General features: G+C 71.5%; 14 protein-coding genes. 3 read left to right on the top strand and 11 right to left on the bottom strand.

The annotated features are described in order from the left end of the window. Positions 1–68 precede the first annotated feature (68 nt). Both AAD528_RS15255 and AAD528_RS15260 read right to left on the bottom strand, forming a co-directional pair. Entirely contained in the window at positions 69–2,150 is a 2,082-nt protein-coding gene (locus AAD528_RS15255; protein WP_345752939.1) for an ABC transporter ATP-binding protein, read from the bottom strand. Continuing rightward, on the bottom strand, positions 2,147–3,874 hold the full coding sequence (locus AAD528_RS15260; RefSeq protein WP_345752940.1) for an ABC transporter ATP-binding protein: 1,728 nt from the start codon (positions 3,872–3,874) through the stop codon (positions 2,147–2,149). Before AAD528_RS15260 ends, AAD528_RS15255 begins: the two co-directional genes overlap by 4 nt. A 188-nt stretch (positions 3,875–4,062) precedes the next feature. Between AAD528_RS15260 and AAD528_RS15265 the strand changes: the two genes are divergently transcribed. Together AAD528_RS15265 and AAD528_RS15270 are read left to right on the top strand one after the other, a co-directional pair. Then, complete coding sequence (locus tag AAD528_RS15265) at positions 4,063–5,706, top strand: sensor histidine kinase (protein ID WP_345752941.1); 1,644 nt, start codon at positions 4,063–4,065, stop codon at positions 5,704–5,706. Next, positions 5,703–6,866: a hypothetical protein gene (locus tag AAD528_RS15270; protein WP_345752942.1), complete on the top strand. Its 1,164-nt coding sequence runs from the start codon at positions 5,703–5,705 to the stop codon at positions 6,864–6,866. Before AAD528_RS15265 ends, AAD528_RS15270 begins: the two co-directional genes overlap by 4 nt. Positions 6,867–6,886: 20 nt before the next feature. Here the strand turns inward: AAD528_RS15270 and AAD528_RS15275 are convergent, their stop codons facing one another. The 8 genes from AAD528_RS15275 to AAD528_RS15310 all read right to left on the bottom strand — a co-directional run bounded on the left by AAD528_RS15275 (position 6,887) and on the right by AAD528_RS15310 (position 13,708). After that, on the bottom strand, positions 6,887–7,627 hold the full coding sequence (locus AAD528_RS15275) for a response regulator transcription factor (protein ID WP_345752943.1): 741 nt from the start codon (positions 7,625–7,627) through the stop codon (positions 6,887–6,889). Between the two features lie 173 nt (positions 7,628–7,800). After that, a complete protein-coding gene (locus AAD528_RS15280) occupies positions 7,801–8,460 on the bottom strand; it encodes a signal peptidase I (protein WP_345752944.1) in 660 nt (219 codons plus the stop codon). Further along, the gene (locus AAD528_RS15285; RefSeq protein WP_345752945.1) at positions 8,457–9,233 is read right to left on the bottom strand and encodes a hypothetical protein; all 777 of its coding nucleotides are present in this window, start codon (positions 9,231–9,233) and stop codon (positions 8,457–8,459) included. The genes AAD528_RS15280 and AAD528_RS15285 overlap by 4 nt, the downstream gene beginning before the upstream one ends. After that, positions 9,224–10,210 (bottom strand): hypothetical protein, encoded by a 987-nt coding sequence (locus AAD528_RS15290; RefSeq protein ID WP_345752946.1) that lies wholly within the window; start codon positions 10,208–10,210, stop codon positions 9,224–9,226. Before AAD528_RS15290 ends, AAD528_RS15285 begins: the two co-directional genes overlap by 10 nt. Next, a complete protein-coding gene (locus tag AAD528_RS15295; RefSeq protein WP_345752947.1) occupies positions 10,210–10,761 on the bottom strand; it encodes a TasA family protein in 552 nt (183 codons plus the stop codon). Before AAD528_RS15295 ends, AAD528_RS15290 begins: the two co-directional genes overlap by 1 nt. Before the next feature lie 85 nt (positions 10,762–10,846). Then, positions 10,847–11,410, bottom strand: coding sequence for an alternate-type signal peptide domain-containing protein (locus AAD528_RS15300; protein WP_345752948.1), 564 nt, complete (start codon positions 11,408–11,410; stop codon positions 10,847–10,849). A gap of 333 nt (positions 11,411–11,743) precedes the next feature. After that, positions 11,744–12,580 (bottom strand): TIGR03620 family F420-dependent LLM class oxidoreductase, encoded by an 837-nt coding sequence (locus tag AAD528_RS15305; protein ID WP_345752949.1) that lies wholly within the window; start codon positions 12,578–12,580, stop codon positions 11,744–11,746. A 39-nt stretch (positions 12,581–12,619) separates the two neighbouring features. Continuing rightward, positions 12,620–13,708 carry an enoyl-CoA hydratase/isomerase family protein gene (locus AAD528_RS15310; protein WP_345752950.1) on the bottom strand — a complete coding sequence of 363 codons (1,089 nt, stop codon included), beginning with the start codon at positions 13,706–13,708 and terminating at the stop codon, positions 12,620–12,622. A gap of 156 nt (positions 13,709–13,864) precedes the next feature. On the opposite strand from AAD528_RS15310, the gene AAD528_RS15315 reads away from it, so the two are divergent. Continuing rightward, positions 13,865–15,283 (top strand): ATP-binding cassette domain-containing protein, encoded by a 1,419-nt coding sequence (locus tag AAD528_RS15315; protein ID WP_345752951.1) that lies wholly within the window; start codon positions 13,865–13,867, stop codon positions 15,281–15,283. A gap of 17 nt (positions 15,284–15,300) precedes the next feature. On the opposite strand, the gene AAD528_RS15320 is transcribed toward AAD528_RS15315, so the two are convergent. Continuing rightward, the gene (locus AAD528_RS15320; protein WP_345752952.1) at positions 15,301–15,669 is read right to left on the bottom strand and encodes a hypothetical protein; all 369 of its coding nucleotides are present in this window, start codon (positions 15,667–15,669) and stop codon (positions 15,301–15,303) included. Positions 15,670–15,682: the final 13 nt, after the last annotated feature.

Genomic DNA, 15,682 nt, shown 5'->3' on the forward strand with positions numbered 1-15,682 from the left:
TCCCCCAGCGAGGGGCGGATCCCGGTGATCCGTCCTCGCTGAGGGATTTCTCCTCGCCCGGCGGCGGGTCAGGCCGAGTCGGCGCCGGCCGCGGCCTCCTGGACCGGGACGGACGCCGTGCCGGTCGGGGCCTCGGCCGCCTCCACGGCGTCGATGTCGACCGCGGCGTGCTCGAACTGCGACTGGTACAGGCGCCAGTAGGCGCCCTCGCGGCCGATCAGCTCGTCGTGCGTGCCCTGCTCGACGATGTCGCCGTGCTCCATCACCAGGATGAGGTCCGCGTCGCGGATCGTCGACAGGCGGTGCGCGATCACGAACGACGTGCGCCCCTGGCGCAGCGCCGCCATGGCGTTCTGCAGCAGCTGCTCGGTGCGCGTGTCGACCGAGCTGGTGGCCTCGTCGAGGATCAGCACGCTCGGCTGCGAGACGAACGCGCGGGCGATCGTGAGAAGCTGACGTTCGCCGGCCGACACGTTGGCCGCGTCCTCCTCGAGCACCGTGTCGTAGCCGTCCGGCAGGGTGTGCACGAAGCGGTCGACGTAGGTCGCCTTGGCCGCCTCGACGATCTCCTCGTCGGTCGCGTCCTGGCGACCGTACCGGATGTTCTCGCGGATCGTGCCCGAGAAGAGCCACGGATCCTGCAGCACCATGCCGGCGCGCTCGCGCACGTCGTGCCGGGTCATCTTCGAGATGTCCTGGCCGTCGAGCAGGATCGCGCCGCCCTCGAGCTCGTAGAACCGCATCACGAGGTTCACGAGCGTCGTCTTGCCCGCGCCGGTCGGGCCGACGATCGCGACGGTCTGACCCGGCTCGACGCGGAACGACAGGTCGCGGATCAGCGGCTGCTCCGGCGTGTACGAGAACGCGACGTTCCGGAACTCGATCACGCCACGGCCGTCCGGCGCCTTCGGAGCGCCCTCGGCGTCGGGCTCCTGCTCGTCCTCGTCGAGCAGCTCGAACACACGCTCGGCCGAGGCCGTGCCCGACATGACCGCGCTCGTCATGCCGCCGAGCTCCATGAGGGGCTGAGTGAACTGCTGCGAGTACTGCACGAACGCCTGCACGTCGCCGATGCGCAGCTGACCGCTGGCGACCATCACGCCGCCCAGCACGGCGATGCCGGCGTACGTGAGCGAGCCGATGAACTGCACGCTCGGCATCATCAGGCCCGAGAAGAACTGCGCCGTGAACGCCGACCTGAACAGCTCGTCGTTCTCGGCGGCGAACGCCTCGCGATTGGCCTTCTCGCGACCGTAGACCTTCACCAGCGCGTGACCGGAGAACGCCTCCTCGACGCGCGCGTTCAGACGGCCGACCTTGGCCCACTGCGCCTGGAACGCCTTCTGCGAGCGCGGTCCGATCACGCCGAAGATCACGGCCATGAGCGGCAGCGCCACGAGTGCGACCAGGGCCAGCTGCCACGAGATCGAGAACATCATGATCAGCACGCCGACGACGGTCAGGATCGACGTGACCGCCCCCGACAGCGACTGCTGCAGCGTCTGGGTCATGTTGTCGATGTCGTTCGTGACGCGCGAGATCAGCTCGCCGCGCTGGACCTTGTCGAAGTAGGCCAGGGGCAGGCGGTTGATCTTCTCCTCGACCTGCTGACGCACGCGCCACATCGTCTTGACCATGACGATGTTGATCACATAGCCCTGCAGCCACTGCAGGAGCGCCGAGACCACGTACAGCGCGAGCACCCAGCGGATGACGACGCCGAGAGCGGCGAAGTCGATGCCGACGCCGAGCTCGAAGTGCTGCATCGCCGCGATCGTGTTCGCGAAGTCGGTCTGACCGGCCTGGCGCAGCGCCTCGACGACCTGATCCTGCGTCATCCCCGCCGGGAACTGCGCCCCCAGCATGGTCGACATGAAACCCTCGAACACGATGTTCGTGGCCTCACCCAGCACCTTGGGCGCGATGATCGACAGCACGACGCCGACGGCGCCGAGCACGAGCACCAGCCCGAAGACCCACTTGTACGGGCCCAGCAGCCCGACGAAGCGGATGAAGCTCGGGCCGAAGCTCTTCGGCTTGCCGGGAGGCGGAGAATCCCAGCCGCCGCCCTCCTGGCGCGCCTTCTCGGCGAGTTCGGCCTCGATGCGGGCCTGCTCGTCGTTCACGACCTCGTTCTCGACGGCGCTCATGCCCTGGCTCCCAGCTGCGAGTCGACGATCTCGCGGTAGGTCTCGCTGCTCGCGAGCAGCTCGTCGTGCGAGCCGACGCCCGCCACGCGGCCGCCCTCGAGCACCACGATGCGGTCGGCGTCGGTGATGGTCGACACGCGCTGCGCCACCACGATCTTCGTGACGTCGGGCAGCTCGCGCCACAGCGCCTGCCGCAGGCGGGCGTCCGTGGTGAGGTCGAGCGCCGAGAACGAGTCGTCGAAGATCAGGATGTCCGGCCGGCTGACGATCGCTCGCGCGATCGCGAGCCGCTGCCGCTGGCCGCCCGAGACGTTGGTGCCGCCCTGGGCGATCGGCTCGTCGAGCTGCTTCGGCTTCTCGCGCACGAAGTCGGCGGCCTGGGCGATCTCGAGCGCGTCCCACAGCTCGTCATCCGTGGCGTCCTCGCGACCGAACCGCAGGTTCGAGGCGATCGTGCCGTTGAACAGGAAGGGGCGCTGCGGCACCAGGCCGATGCCGGCCCACAGCACCTCGAGGTCGGCTTCGCGGACGTCCACGCCCGCGACCCGCACCGACCCGGCCGTGACGTCGTACAGGCGTGGGATCAGGTTGATCAGCGTGGTCTTGCCGACGCCGGTGGATCCGACGATCGCGACGGTCTCGCCGGGCCCGGCCCGGAACGAGACTCCCGAGATGACGGGCTCCTCGGCTCCCGGGTAGGTGAAGGCCACGTCGTCGAGCACGATCTCGCCGCGGGCCGGCAGCTCGGTCACGGGCGAGGCGGGCGGCGTCAGCGAGCTCGGCACGGCCATCACCTCGCCGATGCGGTCGGCCGACACGGCGGCACGAGGGATCATCACGGTCATGAACGCGGCCATCATCACGCCGCCGAGGATCTGGCCCACGTACTGCATGAACGCGAACAGGGTGCCGATCTCCACGTTCCCCTCGTTCACCTCGAAGGAGCCGAACCACACGACCCCGACGACCGTGACGTTGAGCACGAGCATCACGAGGGGGAACATCAGCACGAACAGCGAGCCCACCTTGCGGCCCACCGCCGCGATGTCGTCGTTGGCCGCGCCGAAGCGCTGCTCCTCGATCGGCTCGCGGACGAAGGCGCGCACGACGCGCACGCCCGTGAGCTGCTCGCGCATCACGCGGTTCACGGCGTCGAGCCGGGTCTGGTAGCTGCGGAACAGCGGCACCATGCGCCAGATGATGAGCCCCATGAGCACGAGCAGCACGGGCACGGCGACCCCGATGATCCAGCTCAGCCCGACGTCCTGTCGGATGGCCATGATGATGCCGCCGATCGCGAGCATGGGGGCCTGCACGAGCATCGTGGCGCCCATCATCGCGAGCATCTGGATCTGCTGCACGTCGTTCGTGTTGCGGGTGATGAGCGATCCCGCGCCGAACTGCGAGACCTCTCGCTCGGAGAACGATCCGACCTTCTCGAACACGTCGGAGCGGAGGTCCCGACCGGTCGCCATGGCGGCGCGGGCGGCGCACGCGGTCGCGATGATCGAGGCCACGATCTGGCCGAGAGACACCGCCAGCATGAGCATGCCGGTGCGGACGATGTAGCCGGTGTCGCCGCTGGCGACGCCCTCGTCGATGATGTCCGCGTTGAGCGAGGGCAGGTACAGCGCGGCCATCACGGAGGCGAACTGGAAGACCAGCACGCCGGCGAGGAGCCACTTGTATCGCCAGAGATATCGGAACAGGAGCTTGCCGAGCACGGGGGCCTCCACACAGAACACCTCGCACGGGCGCGCGCGAGGACGGATCGACTCTGCCACCCCTCTCGGACATTCCACCAGCGACGGCGCCCGCTGTCCGCTGAAGGCGCAATCGGGGCCGGTAGCACGATCCGGCGCTCGGCGGGAGCGCATCGTGGACGTCCGCGGGCACAGGGTAACGTCGCCACATGGCCCCCGACTCCCGATCGCCGCGCGATCCGTCTCGGGAGCGCACCGTCATCCTGAACCAGCTGCTGCTGGGTCTGATCGCGCTGATCGCCGGAGTGCTCGTGCTGGGCGCGGGCGAATACCGGAGCCTGGACGCGCTGATCGTCGGGATCGGCCTGATGTTCCTCGCGTGCGCATGCGCGGTCGTCATCCGCTGGGACCGGCTGCCGTCCTACACCGTCGCGATCATCCCGTTCGCGGACGTCGTGGCGATCGCGTTCCTCGAGATCTCCCAGCCGCTCGTGGGCATCGGCCTGCTGTGGGTGTTCCCGGTGCTGTGGGTCGCCGTGGTGTTCGGACCGCTGCTCACGGCCGCCGTCACCGTGGCCGTGATCGCGATCTACTGGTCGCTGCTGGCCACGTCCGACTCGGAGTTCCAGGTCCGCGGGCTGATGCTGCCGCTCACCGTCATCGCGCTGGCGTCGTTCGGACAGCTGCTGTCGCGGCGCACCGCCGCGCAGCGCACCCTGCTCGCGCGTCAGTCGCGCATCCTGCGCGGGGCGTTCGAGCGCGCCCGCAGCCAGGAGGCGCTGCTCAGCGAGGTGCTGCAGACGGTCGACTTCGGCGTCATGCGCGTGGGCTACGACGGGCGGATCGCGGTGACGAATCCGGCGCACGCGCGCATGTACGGCGAGCCGGATGCTCCGCTGTTCCGCGCCGACGGCATCACTCCGCTCCCGCCCGACGAGCGGCCGCTCGCCCGGGCCCGACGCGGCGAGTCGTTCGACGGCGTGGACCTGTGGCATGGCGGCCTCGGCAGCGCCCGCCGAGCCCTGCACGTGACGGCACGACCGGTGCGAGCGGACGGCGATTCCGGCATCGTGGTCGTCTCGCGAGACGTCACCGCCGAGCGCACGGCGCTGCGCGCGCGCGACGACCTCGTCGCCTCGGTCTCGCACGAGCTGCGCACCCCGCTGACCTCGATCATGGGGTTCCTCGACCTGGCGCTCGACGATCGCTCCGTGCCCGCGCCCGTGCGCCGGAACCTCGAGGTGGCCGAGCGCAACGCCCAGCGTCTGCTCGCGCTCGTCAACGACATGCTCTCGGCCTCCGCCGATCCCCACGCCGACCTCGACACGCGACTGCGGCTCGCGCCCATGGACGTCGCGGCCGTGCTGAGCCAGGCCGTCGAGTCCGCCACTCCGCGCGCGGCCGAGCGCGGGATCGTGATCGATGCCGAGGGGATCGAGCCGACGACCGCGCACGCGGACGCCGCCCGTATCCGCCAGGTCGTCGACAACCTGCTGTCCAACGCCATCAAGTACGCGCACCACGCCGGACGCGTGTGGATCGGATGCACGAACGAGGGCGACCACGCGATCATCGCCGTGCGCGACGACGGCCCGGGCATCGCCGCGGCGGAGCAGGAGCGCCTGTTCGAGCGCTTCTACCGGGCCGACGCGGTGCGCCGGTCGAGCACGCACGGCAGCGGCCTCGGTCTCGCGATCAGCCGCGACATCGTGCGCGCGCACGGCGGGGACATCCGGCTCCAGAGCGAGGCCGGCGAGGGCGCGACGTTCGTGGTCACACTCCCCGCCGCCGCCCCGGTGACCACCCCGCCCGTCCCGATCCCCGACCCGGCCCGCGCCGAGGAGGACCGATGACCGAGCTCGATCTGTTCACCACGTCGTTCGTCACCGCGGTGGTCGTGATCTCGGCGGGAGTCGTCTTCCTGTTCGAGACCGTCGTCCGCCGCGAGAGCGGATCGGGACGGTACTGGGCGGCGTCGTTCGTCGCGGGCATCCTGACGACGTTCTGCTACGTCGCGTGGTCCGTGGACCGGGATCTGTGGCTCGCCGTCGCGCTCGGCAACGCGGCGTTCGTCACGCAGATGGGCATGATGTGGCTGGGCTGCCGCGTGTACAACGGCCGGCTGGGTCTCCTGCACCGCTGGCTGGTCGCGGGCGTGGTCTTCCTGGCACTGGCGGCCGCGGCGCTGGATCGCGAGGCCGGCGACTGGGCCGGCGCCGCGGTGCTGTTCACGGGCGTCGCGCTGTTCGCCGCGCTCGGCGCGCTCGAGACCCTGCGCGGCGCCCTGCGCGCGGTGTTCGCGGCCTGGGGACTGACCTTCGTGCTCGGCATCGCCGGGGTGTACTACGCGCTGCGCACGGTCGTGTTCCTCGCCGCCGGCCCGGACAGCTCCCTGTTCGCGGAGTGGTTCGACACCAGGATGGCGTCGTTCGTCACGATCCCGCTGACGATCATCGCGGTCGTGACGACATCGGTGCTGCGCGTGACGTCCGTGTCGTCGCCGCCCGTGCCCGGATCCCTCGCCGCGACCCGCACCCGCACGGTGCTCCTTCCGCGCGAGATCATCGTGCGCGCCCTGGAGGACGTCGCGGGACGCAGCGAGCGCGCCGCGACGCCCCTCGCGGTCGTCGTGATCCGCATCTCCGGGCTCGCGGAGATCGCCACGGCCTTCGGACCGGAGACCGCGGAGCTCATCGAATCGAGCTGGCACGACGCCCTGCACCGTCACCTGGCCCCGCTCAGTCCCGCGGGAGCGCTCGACGACGTCACGGCCTGCGTCGTCATCGATCCGCACACCGCGGACGAGGCCGCCGCCGCGGGCGACGACCTGCGGCAGAACCTCATCGACGAGCTCGCGTCGCTGAAGGACGCGGTGCTGCCGGCGATCGGCGTCGGCTTCGCCCTGACCGAGGACTTCGGATATGACGCCGGCGTGCTCGTGGCGGCGGCGGCGGAAGCGGCGGAGCGGTCGGCGACGACGTCCGGCCTGCCGGTCGTGCGCGCCGAGCGCTGATCCGGCGGCCGACCCCGCGCTCAGGCGGCCGTGAGGCGGTAGCCGATGCCGCGGACCGTCTCGATCCAGCGCGGGCTCGTCGCCGACTCGCCGATCTTGCGGCGGAGATTCGCCATGTGCACCTCGATGGCGCGCAGGTCGTGGTCGCTCACGAAGCCGCCGTGGCGGTCGCCGCGCAGCGCGAGCGAGAGCTGATGCTTCGAGACCACGCGCGATCCGGCTTCGAGCAGCTCCTGCAGCAGGTCGAACTCCGTGCGGGTGAGGTCGAGCGGCGCGTCGTCGGCCGTGGCCGCGCGCATCTCGGGATGCAGCCGCAGCCCGCGGTGCTCGAGCCAGCCCTCCTGCTCGGGCGGGCCATCGGGCTCCGCGGGCGGCGCCACCGCTCCCGCGATGCGGGGCCGGCGCAGCATCGCCTCGATCCGGGCGCGCAGCTCGCGCGGCCGGAACGGCTTGGTGACGTAGTCGTCCGCGCCCGCCTGCAGGCCCTGCAGCACGTCGATCTCCTCGGACCGCGCGCTGAGCATCACCAGATACGTGGGGCTGATCTCGCGGATGCGTTTGGCCGTCTCGAAGCCGTCCATACCGGGCATGCTGACGTCGAGCGTGGTGATCACGGGGTCGAACTCGCGCACGAGCTGGACGCCCTCGGCACCGGTCGAGGCGGCGTGCACGTCGAACCCGCCCTGGGTCAGAACCTCGGCGAGAAGGCCCCGGATGTCGGGATCGTCCTCGATCACGACGGCGACACGTGGGTCCTCCACTGCACCGCCTCTCGCACGATCCGAATCCGAGGCGAAGATATCGCAGAAAACTCGGCGGAACGCACCGCGCTCCCGGAGCCCGGGATTTCCGGACTGGATCCAGGATCCCGTATCGCGGACATGGCGAGCACCGGATCCGAGCGCACCGGGACGCCGGATCAGCTGGTCGGGACTCACGAGCGGCGTCTCCTGCGGCGGCGATCGACGATGCCGCTCACGACGAGCCAGCCCGCGTACGCGAAAAGTCCCCCCGAGACGATGGGCACGATCCAGCTGCGCGCGGATCCGCTCACCGCGCTGTTGACCCATCCGATCCAGGGCACGGCGTACCAGACGGTGCCGCGGATCTGCACCGGCATCACCGGATCCGGGTCGGGCACGTCGTTCGCGTCGCCCTGCGTGATGAAGCGCAGCTCGCCCGAGGCGGAATCCGTGATGCGCGAGATCACGCGGTGGCTCACGAGCGCGGCCTGACCCGACTCGAGCTGGAAGGTCAGCACGTCGCCGATGCCGATCTCCTCGACGGGCGTCGGCTTGACGACGATCAGGGTGCCCGGGGGCAGATTCGGGCGCATGGACCCCGTCAGGATCGTCAGCGGGATGCCGCCGACCGCCGCCGGAACGCCGATCACGAGGACGCCCAGGCCGAGCACGAGAACCAGGATCCCGATGCTGACGCCGCGGATCAGGGCGCGCAGCGTCTCGCGCAGGCCGCTCGGCCGGGGCGCCTCGTCCGCGGCGCCGGGCTCGGAACCGGCTTCGACCTCGTCGCCGGGATCGGGCGCACCGCTCGGGGCCGCCAGTGCGTCGCGGTGCGCGCGGCGCTCGCTCACGCGCGGCGGCGTCGGCGCCGCCGCGCCAGAAGAAGCATCAGCCATCCCGCACCCCCCAATGCGCTACCCACGATAACCGCGGAGAGCGCGACGGTGCCGCCGGTCGCGGCGAGGCCGCCCGGTCCGGGGATGAAGTCGCCGGGCCCCGGGACGGGCGGCGCCGCCGCCGCGTCGTCGGGGTCCTCGGTGGGAAGCGCGGCAGGCGGCGCCGGATCCAGTCCGGGGTTGTTCTGGACGAACTGGGGGCAGCCGTCCTCGTCCACCCCGGCGACCGTGGCGTCGGTCAGCCCGAACCACAGGTCGAAGTCGATCGCTTCGTTCTGGACCTCTTCGCCGGACAGACCCGGGTCGAGCTGCACGCCGAGATCGACCGCGACGGACTCGCCGGGCGCGAGCATCTGCGGCGAGACGACGGACGTGCAGACGCCGAGATCCGCGACGGCGGTGGGCGCGAGGCCGGGCCCGCGCTCATCCTGACCCGAGAGGCGGAACGCCCGTTCGGCTGCGGGACTCTGGCCGCTCGGCTCTCGCACGACGACGACGAGCACGCCGGACGTCTCCTCCGCATTGCGGACGTGCATCGTCGCCGTGGTGCGGTCTCCGGGAACGAGCCGGAGACCGTCCGCGAAGAGCGAGGCCGGGGCCGCGTGCGACCACGTGGAACCGTCGACGGAGAGCTCGAGCGGGGAGTCGTCGACCGCCGCCGGCACGACTGGCAGCGCCAGCGCCGACGCCGCGACAAGAGCGAGAGTCGAGGCGGCGATCACTGCCACCCGCAGACGACACCCTGCACGGGATTGGCGGAGAGGATGTGGATCTTGCCGACTCCGGCGGGCTTCCAGGCTCCGGTTCCCCCCACCTGCTCCTCGACATAGACCCAGGTGTTGCCGGTGCCGCCGCCAGCTGCACGCACGTAGGCCTGGAGGTCGGCGTTCCCCTGAGAGAACTGAAGCACTGTGTACCAGGGATTCATCGACGTCGCGGGAAATTCGACGCGAGTGGTGGGCGACGACTCCCGGGCGAGATATGCCCGGAACTTCGTTCCCTGCTGGGGGTTCGTCGCCGGGTAGGACAGCTGGATGTGCCAGGGGTCGTTTCCGCTGCAGGTCATCGTCTGGCCCAGGCTCGCCGCGGCGACCTTCTGGTCGAACGAGGTCGTCTCACTGGACTTCTGCCAGCCGGTGCCGGTCGAGTACGTGAGCTGCGACTGCAGCGCGAGCGTCGCGGTCGCTCCGCCGTACGTCGAGACGCTGCCGGAGGTGATCCACGTCTGCACGCACAGCACCACGCTTCCGCCGCGCTCCGCCAGAGGGGTCGTCCCCGAGTAGGTGAATGAACCCGACGAGAGCGAACCCGTCTTGAGCGCCCCCAGCTGAGCCGTGGACGTGCACGCCGCAACGCTTCCCACCGTCCCTGCCGCGACCTGGATGGCGCCGGTGAAGCCGGGTGTCGTCGACGTGCCGGACAGGGTCAGCGAGTATGCCGACGTGGGCCGGCTGCCGGTGTTCGCAAGTGTCACCGCTCCGCCGACGCGGAGGTTCTGCGTCGTGTACGTGGTGCCCAGCGGCGTGCCGCCGGAGGCAGGTGCGTACACCGCCTGGGTGACTCCGACCGTCGCAGCCTTGGCCTGCAGGGGAGCCGTGGCGCTCGCCGCCCAGTACGCGGACGCGATGCCGCCGCCGGCGAGGGTGAGGAAGACGGCGAGGGCAGCGATCAGTCCGGCGCGGCGCCGGCGGAGAAGGGGCGCCATCAGCGCACCTGCGTGCCGTCGAAGGTCACCGTGTAGTCCGCGGCGGCGCCGGGCGCGGGAGCGGCGGTGCCGCTGAGAGCGCGGACCTCGAGGCACACGGTGGTGAACTGCGACCCGGCGAGCTTCGTCGCGATCGACGGATGTGCGCCGGTCGCCAGGGTGGTGAACGTGCCCGAGCAGCCGCCCGCCGCGATCCGAAGCTCGAATCCTGCGACGGCCGCACCCGTCGCCGTGACGGCGAGGGCGGCCTGGCCGGTGTTGGTGACCGTCATCGTCTGGCGGACGGACTCACCGGGCAGCATGTTCGACACGAGGGCGCTGTCGATGCCCGAGAGGGACAGGGCAGCGGTACCGGACTGCACCGTCGTGCCGGTGACCGCCGCTCCGTCGACCCACATCGCGTAGGTGCCGCCGACCCCCGTCAAAGCGACGAGGAGGAGGGCCGTCGCGCTGAGCGCGGAGGCGACGAGTCCACGGACCCGCTGCGCCCTGCGGACCCGTGCGCGGCGCAGCCGGCGGGGCTGCGAGGCGGGACTGCTGGGCTGGGACACGGCGACTTCCTGCGGGGTGTGGGACGGGAGCGGCTGAGGCGCCGCCGTGCCCCGTTCGCGGAGGAACGGGGCACGGCGGACTGGATCACGGCTGGGTCTGAGTCGCGACGAACTTCAGGCCCGTGAGGTCGACCGACTTGCTCATCGAGTTGTTCTGAGCGGCGGTGTCCTTGAACGCGAAGTTCGCCGTCACCGTGACGGGGATCGTGTAGACGCCCGGCTTCTTGAAGGTGAACACCCCGCCGGCGAACGAGAGCTCGCTGCTGGTGGCGGCAACGGCAGACCCAGAGGACGACGCCTTGTACGTGGCACCGGTTCCCTGGGTCGCGACGACCGTGAAGTCGCTGCCGAACTCGGCCGGGATGACGTACGACGTGCTGTCCACAGCGACGGTGCCGTGGATCTGCGCTCCCTCAGCGGTCAGGGTCAGCGTCGTGGTGTAGGTCGACTTGTCACCGGGCACCCAGGCCTCGGCAGCGGGCTTCGACCACGTGGCGGTCTCGTCGGCGGCGAGCTCGAGCTTGCCGGCGTTCACCGTCACGTCGGCCAGGTCGGCCGAGTCGTTCCAGTAGGCGAGCGAGCCGGCGCCGCCGAGGAGGAGGACGATGCCCGCGGCAGCGGCGATCGAGCTCTTTGCAAACTTGTTCACGAGTATCTCCAGGTGTTTCGGGGGTGGGGGGAAGCCGGTGGGGCGTGCGGGCACGCCGAATGATGGGGCGGCCACGCGGCAGAGCAGGTCTTTTCGCCGGGGGGTGCGAGGCTCTGCCGCCGCGGTCACGGGTGTTCCGCTGTGGTCGCCGCCAGGGAAGAACATACGGATGAATACTCAGGCGAGCGTCAAGTTCGCCCTAAGACCGGCTTTGGATTTGTCCCCCACATGGGGGACAAATCGTGTCCCCCATGTGGAGGACACCAACCAATGGGAGCGCTCCCATGCCCAATCCCGCTGACCGGGACGGAGCGCGTGGCGCGGTGAGCCCGCTCAGGCTCCGAGGCGCAGCGCCTCCCCGAGGCGCGCCAGCGAGCCCAGGGGGTCGTCGCCGAGAGCCTGGACCGGGACGTGGTCGGCGCCCGCGTCGAGGTGCGCGCGGATGCCCGCGACCGCGGCGCCGACCGTCGGATTCGAGGCCACGAGGTCGATCAGCGCGTCCGAGCCCCCGCCGGTGAACTCGGCCTCGTCGACACCGCTGCGGATGAGCGCGCCGACGTAGTTCTCGAGGCCGAAGTAGCGCTTCAGGTAGCGGCGGGCGACGGCGCGGGCCTCGTCCCGGTCCGCGTGGATCACGACCTTCTGCTCGGGCGCCAGCAGCGCGCCGGGGCGGGTGCCGTCCAGGATGGCGCGCGCGTGCGCCGTGTGGACCGGCACGGTCAGGTACGGGTGCGCGCCGAGCGAGCGCTCTGCGGCGAGCGCGAGCGTGCGATCGCCCAGCGCGGCGAGCAGCCGCTGGTCCCGGCCGACCCCCTCCGCGTCGAACACGTCGAGGTACGCCGAGAGCGTCGCCAGCGGCCGGACGCGATGCGCGGTGGCCTCGCGGTGACCCGATCCGATGCCGACGACGAATCGGCCGGGGTGACGGTCCTCGATCCGCCGGAAGGAGCGCGCGACGACCGCCGCGTCGTCCTTCCAGATGTTCACGATGCCGGTGGCGATCCGGATCCGCGCGGTCGCGTCGAGCAGGTCCTCGACGATCCGCAGATCGCCGCCCGGCGATCCGCCGACCCAGAGCGCTCCGTAGCCGAGGCGCTCGACCTCCGTGGCGAAGCGCGCATCCAGAGTCGCCGCGCCCCGCCATACCCCGTACGTGCCGAAGTCCGTCATGCAGCCAGTGTCCCAGCGCGACGCGCGCGCGGGGCCGGATCAGTCGAACAGCGGGCGCTCGGGTTCGAACGCGAACGCGTCGCCCACGGTGTCGGTCGTGACCTCGGCGAGCGTCGCGGGGCTCCACTTCGGCGCGCGGTCCTTGTCGACCATCTGCGCGCGGATGCCCTCGGCCATGTCGGGCTGGGTCGCCATGAACCACAGCACGAGCGCGAACTCCTGCGACAGCGCGTCGCGCAGGCCCCGCAGCGCGCGCGACGAGCGCACGGCCGCGAGCGTGACCGTGAGGGCGACGGGCGAGCGCTCGTCGATCGCGGCGAGCGCGGCGGCGGGACTCACGGCCTCGCCCTCGGCGACGCCGTCGGCGGCGAGGGCGCGCAGCCGATCCACGATCTCGGGCACGGTGTCGGCCGCGAAGGCGTCGTCGATCCAGTCGCGGGCGCGCTCGATCGGGCCGGCCTCGGCGGTCTCGTCGAACAGCAGGACGAGCTCGGTGGGGGTGGACGGATCCGCGCGCGTCGTGAGCGCCTCGTGCAGCGAAGGCAGGCGCTCGGCTGGCACGAAGTGATCGGCGAAGCCGGCGTGGATGGCGTCGGCGGGGCCCATGGCCCAGCACGTCAGCGCGAGGAACTCCCCGAGGCGGCCGGGCGCCGCCCCGAGCAGCCACGAGCCGCCCGCGTCGGGCGTGAAGCCCAGGCGCGTCTCGGGCATCGCGAGCTGCGACGTCTCGGTGACGATGCGCACGTGCGAGTGCCCGGCGATCCCGATCCCGCCGCCCATCGTGACGCCGTCGGCGAAGACGACGATCGGCTTCGGGTACTCATCGATGAACGCGTTCATCGTGTACTCCGCGCGGAAGAACCGCTCGGCCGCGGTCACCTCGCCGCCGGCGACCGCGGCATGCAGGCGCCGCACGTCACCGCCCGCGCTGAAGCCACGCTCCCCCGCCCCGTCGAACAGCACGACCTGGACGTCCGGATCCGTCAACCACGCGTCGAGCACGCCGCGGATCGCCTCGATCATGTCGAGGTCGACCGCGTTGATCGCCTCCGGTCGGTTGAGGGTGATGGTGCCCAGTCCGCCCTCGCGGCGGGTGAGGATGCGGGGATCCGGCGTCGGAGAGGTCACGGGTCCACGCTACCGGGGCCTCTCGCGCGGGCGGCCTGCGCGTCGCGCGGGCGCCGGCGCGGGGGTGCGGATCGCCCGGCGAACGGCCCGGATCCCCAGGTTCCGCGGGATATCCGCCAAGATAGGGGGGACCTGTACACCCAAGAGAGGGAGCGGATGGCCGACGGCAAGGTGCTGGAGTTCCGCGGAGTCACCAAGATCTTCGGTGACGTCGCCGCGGTCTCCGACTTCACCGCACGCGTCGAGCCCGGTGTCGTGACCGGCTTCGTCGGACCGAACGGAGCGGGCAAGTCGACGACGCTGCGCATCCTGCTGGGCGACATCAGGCCCACGGCGGGCACGGCGCTGATCGGCGGCGTCCCGTACGCGAAGCTCTCGCAGCCGCGCCGGGAGGTCGGCGCCCTGCTCGAGAACACGACCTACCGGCCGCGGCGCACGGCCGAGCGCCACCTGCTGGCGATGGCCCGCGCGATCGGCGTGCCGGCCGCGCGCGTGGCCGAGGTGCTCGACGTCGTCGGGCTCGGGGGCGTGGGCGACATGCGCATCGGCGGCTTCTCCCTCGGCATGCGCCAGCGTCTGGGCGTCGCCGAGGCGCTGCTGGGCGACCCCGCCGTGCTGGTGTTCGACGAGCCGGCCAACGGCCTCGACCCGGAGGGCATCCGCTGGATGCGCCTCCTGATGCGCCGCCTCGCGGACGAGGGGCGCACCGTGCTGATGTCGTCGCACGTGCTCAGCGAGGTCCAGCAGGTCGCGGACAACATCCTGATCATCTCGAACGGCCGCCTGCTGTTCAGCGGCGGGATCGAGCAGCTCGCGGTCATGGACGCGGTCGTCGCCGTCGACTCGCCGCACCGCTCGGCGCTGCGCGACGCGCTGCGCGCGCGGGGCCTGCAGTTCGAGCTGCTGCGCTCGGGCATCAATGTCACCGGCGCCACCACGGCCGAGATCGGCGAGCTCGCCGCCGAGGCCGGCGTGCCGCTGTCGGCGCTGCAGCTGCGGCAGCAGAGCCTCGAGGACGTCTTCCTCAAGATCGTGAACGGCACGTGGGACGTCCCGGCTCCGGCCGAGGCGGGCGAGGCCGAAGATCAGCCGGACGGCACGGACGCGGATGAGGCCGACGACGCGCCGGAGGTCGCCGCGAACGAGGACGAGCCGGGGGCGGATGACGCAGAGCCCGCGGCGGACGAGCCCGAAGCGCCGGAGACGGACGAGGCGGGTGCGCAGGTCGAGACCGTCGACCAGCTGCCCTTCACGCCGACCACCGTGGACAGCGAGGTCGTCGTGGACGAGCAGGCGACCGCGAGCGACCTGAGCGCCCCGTCCCTCGTGACCGACGCGGATCCGGATCCGTTCGGCTTCCTGCGCCGCCCGCTGTGGGAGATCGAGAAGGACGTCACGGCAGGCGAGGCCCAGCTGATCGCCGCGTCGCCCGCGGGCGAGCAGCCCACGCCGGGCTGGGTGCCCGCGCCCGAGGTCCTCCTCTCGCCGCGCGAGGAGGACGCCGACGATCCCGATGCGCTCGAGACACCCGATTCGGTGATCGAATGGCCGGACGAGGACGAGCGCCACGGCTGACGGCGCATCGGCAGGCGTCAGCCCTCGGCTTCGCCCGCCTCCAGCTGCAGGGCCTTGGCGAGGGCATGACCGTGGCGCGTCGAGAGGATCAGGCGGCTGAAGCGCTCGTGGCCGTCGAGGTCGATCACGACGCCGGGGCGGCCGTGGCGGATCGCCACGAAGTCGTCGCCCTGGGCGGAGCGCCACGTGCCCAGCGCGAGGACCTGCGGCAGGTGCGTGCCGGGCGCGCGGACGCCGCGCAGCCACGTCGCCGGTTCGTCCGTGAGCTGCAGCTTCGCGATCGAGGTGCGGTCGAAGCGCAGATCGCCGCGCTGAGCCGCGAGCACCCGCTCGACGCGCGTGAGCACGATCTCCAGCTGCCGCTGGTCGAGAAGCAGAGTCACCATGGATCCATCCTGC

This window comes from Microbacterium rhizophilum, from assembly GCF_039605615.1.
Classification (GTDB): domain Bacteria; phylum Actinomycetota; class Actinomycetes; order Actinomycetales; family Microbacteriaceae; genus Microbacterium; species Microbacterium rhizophilus.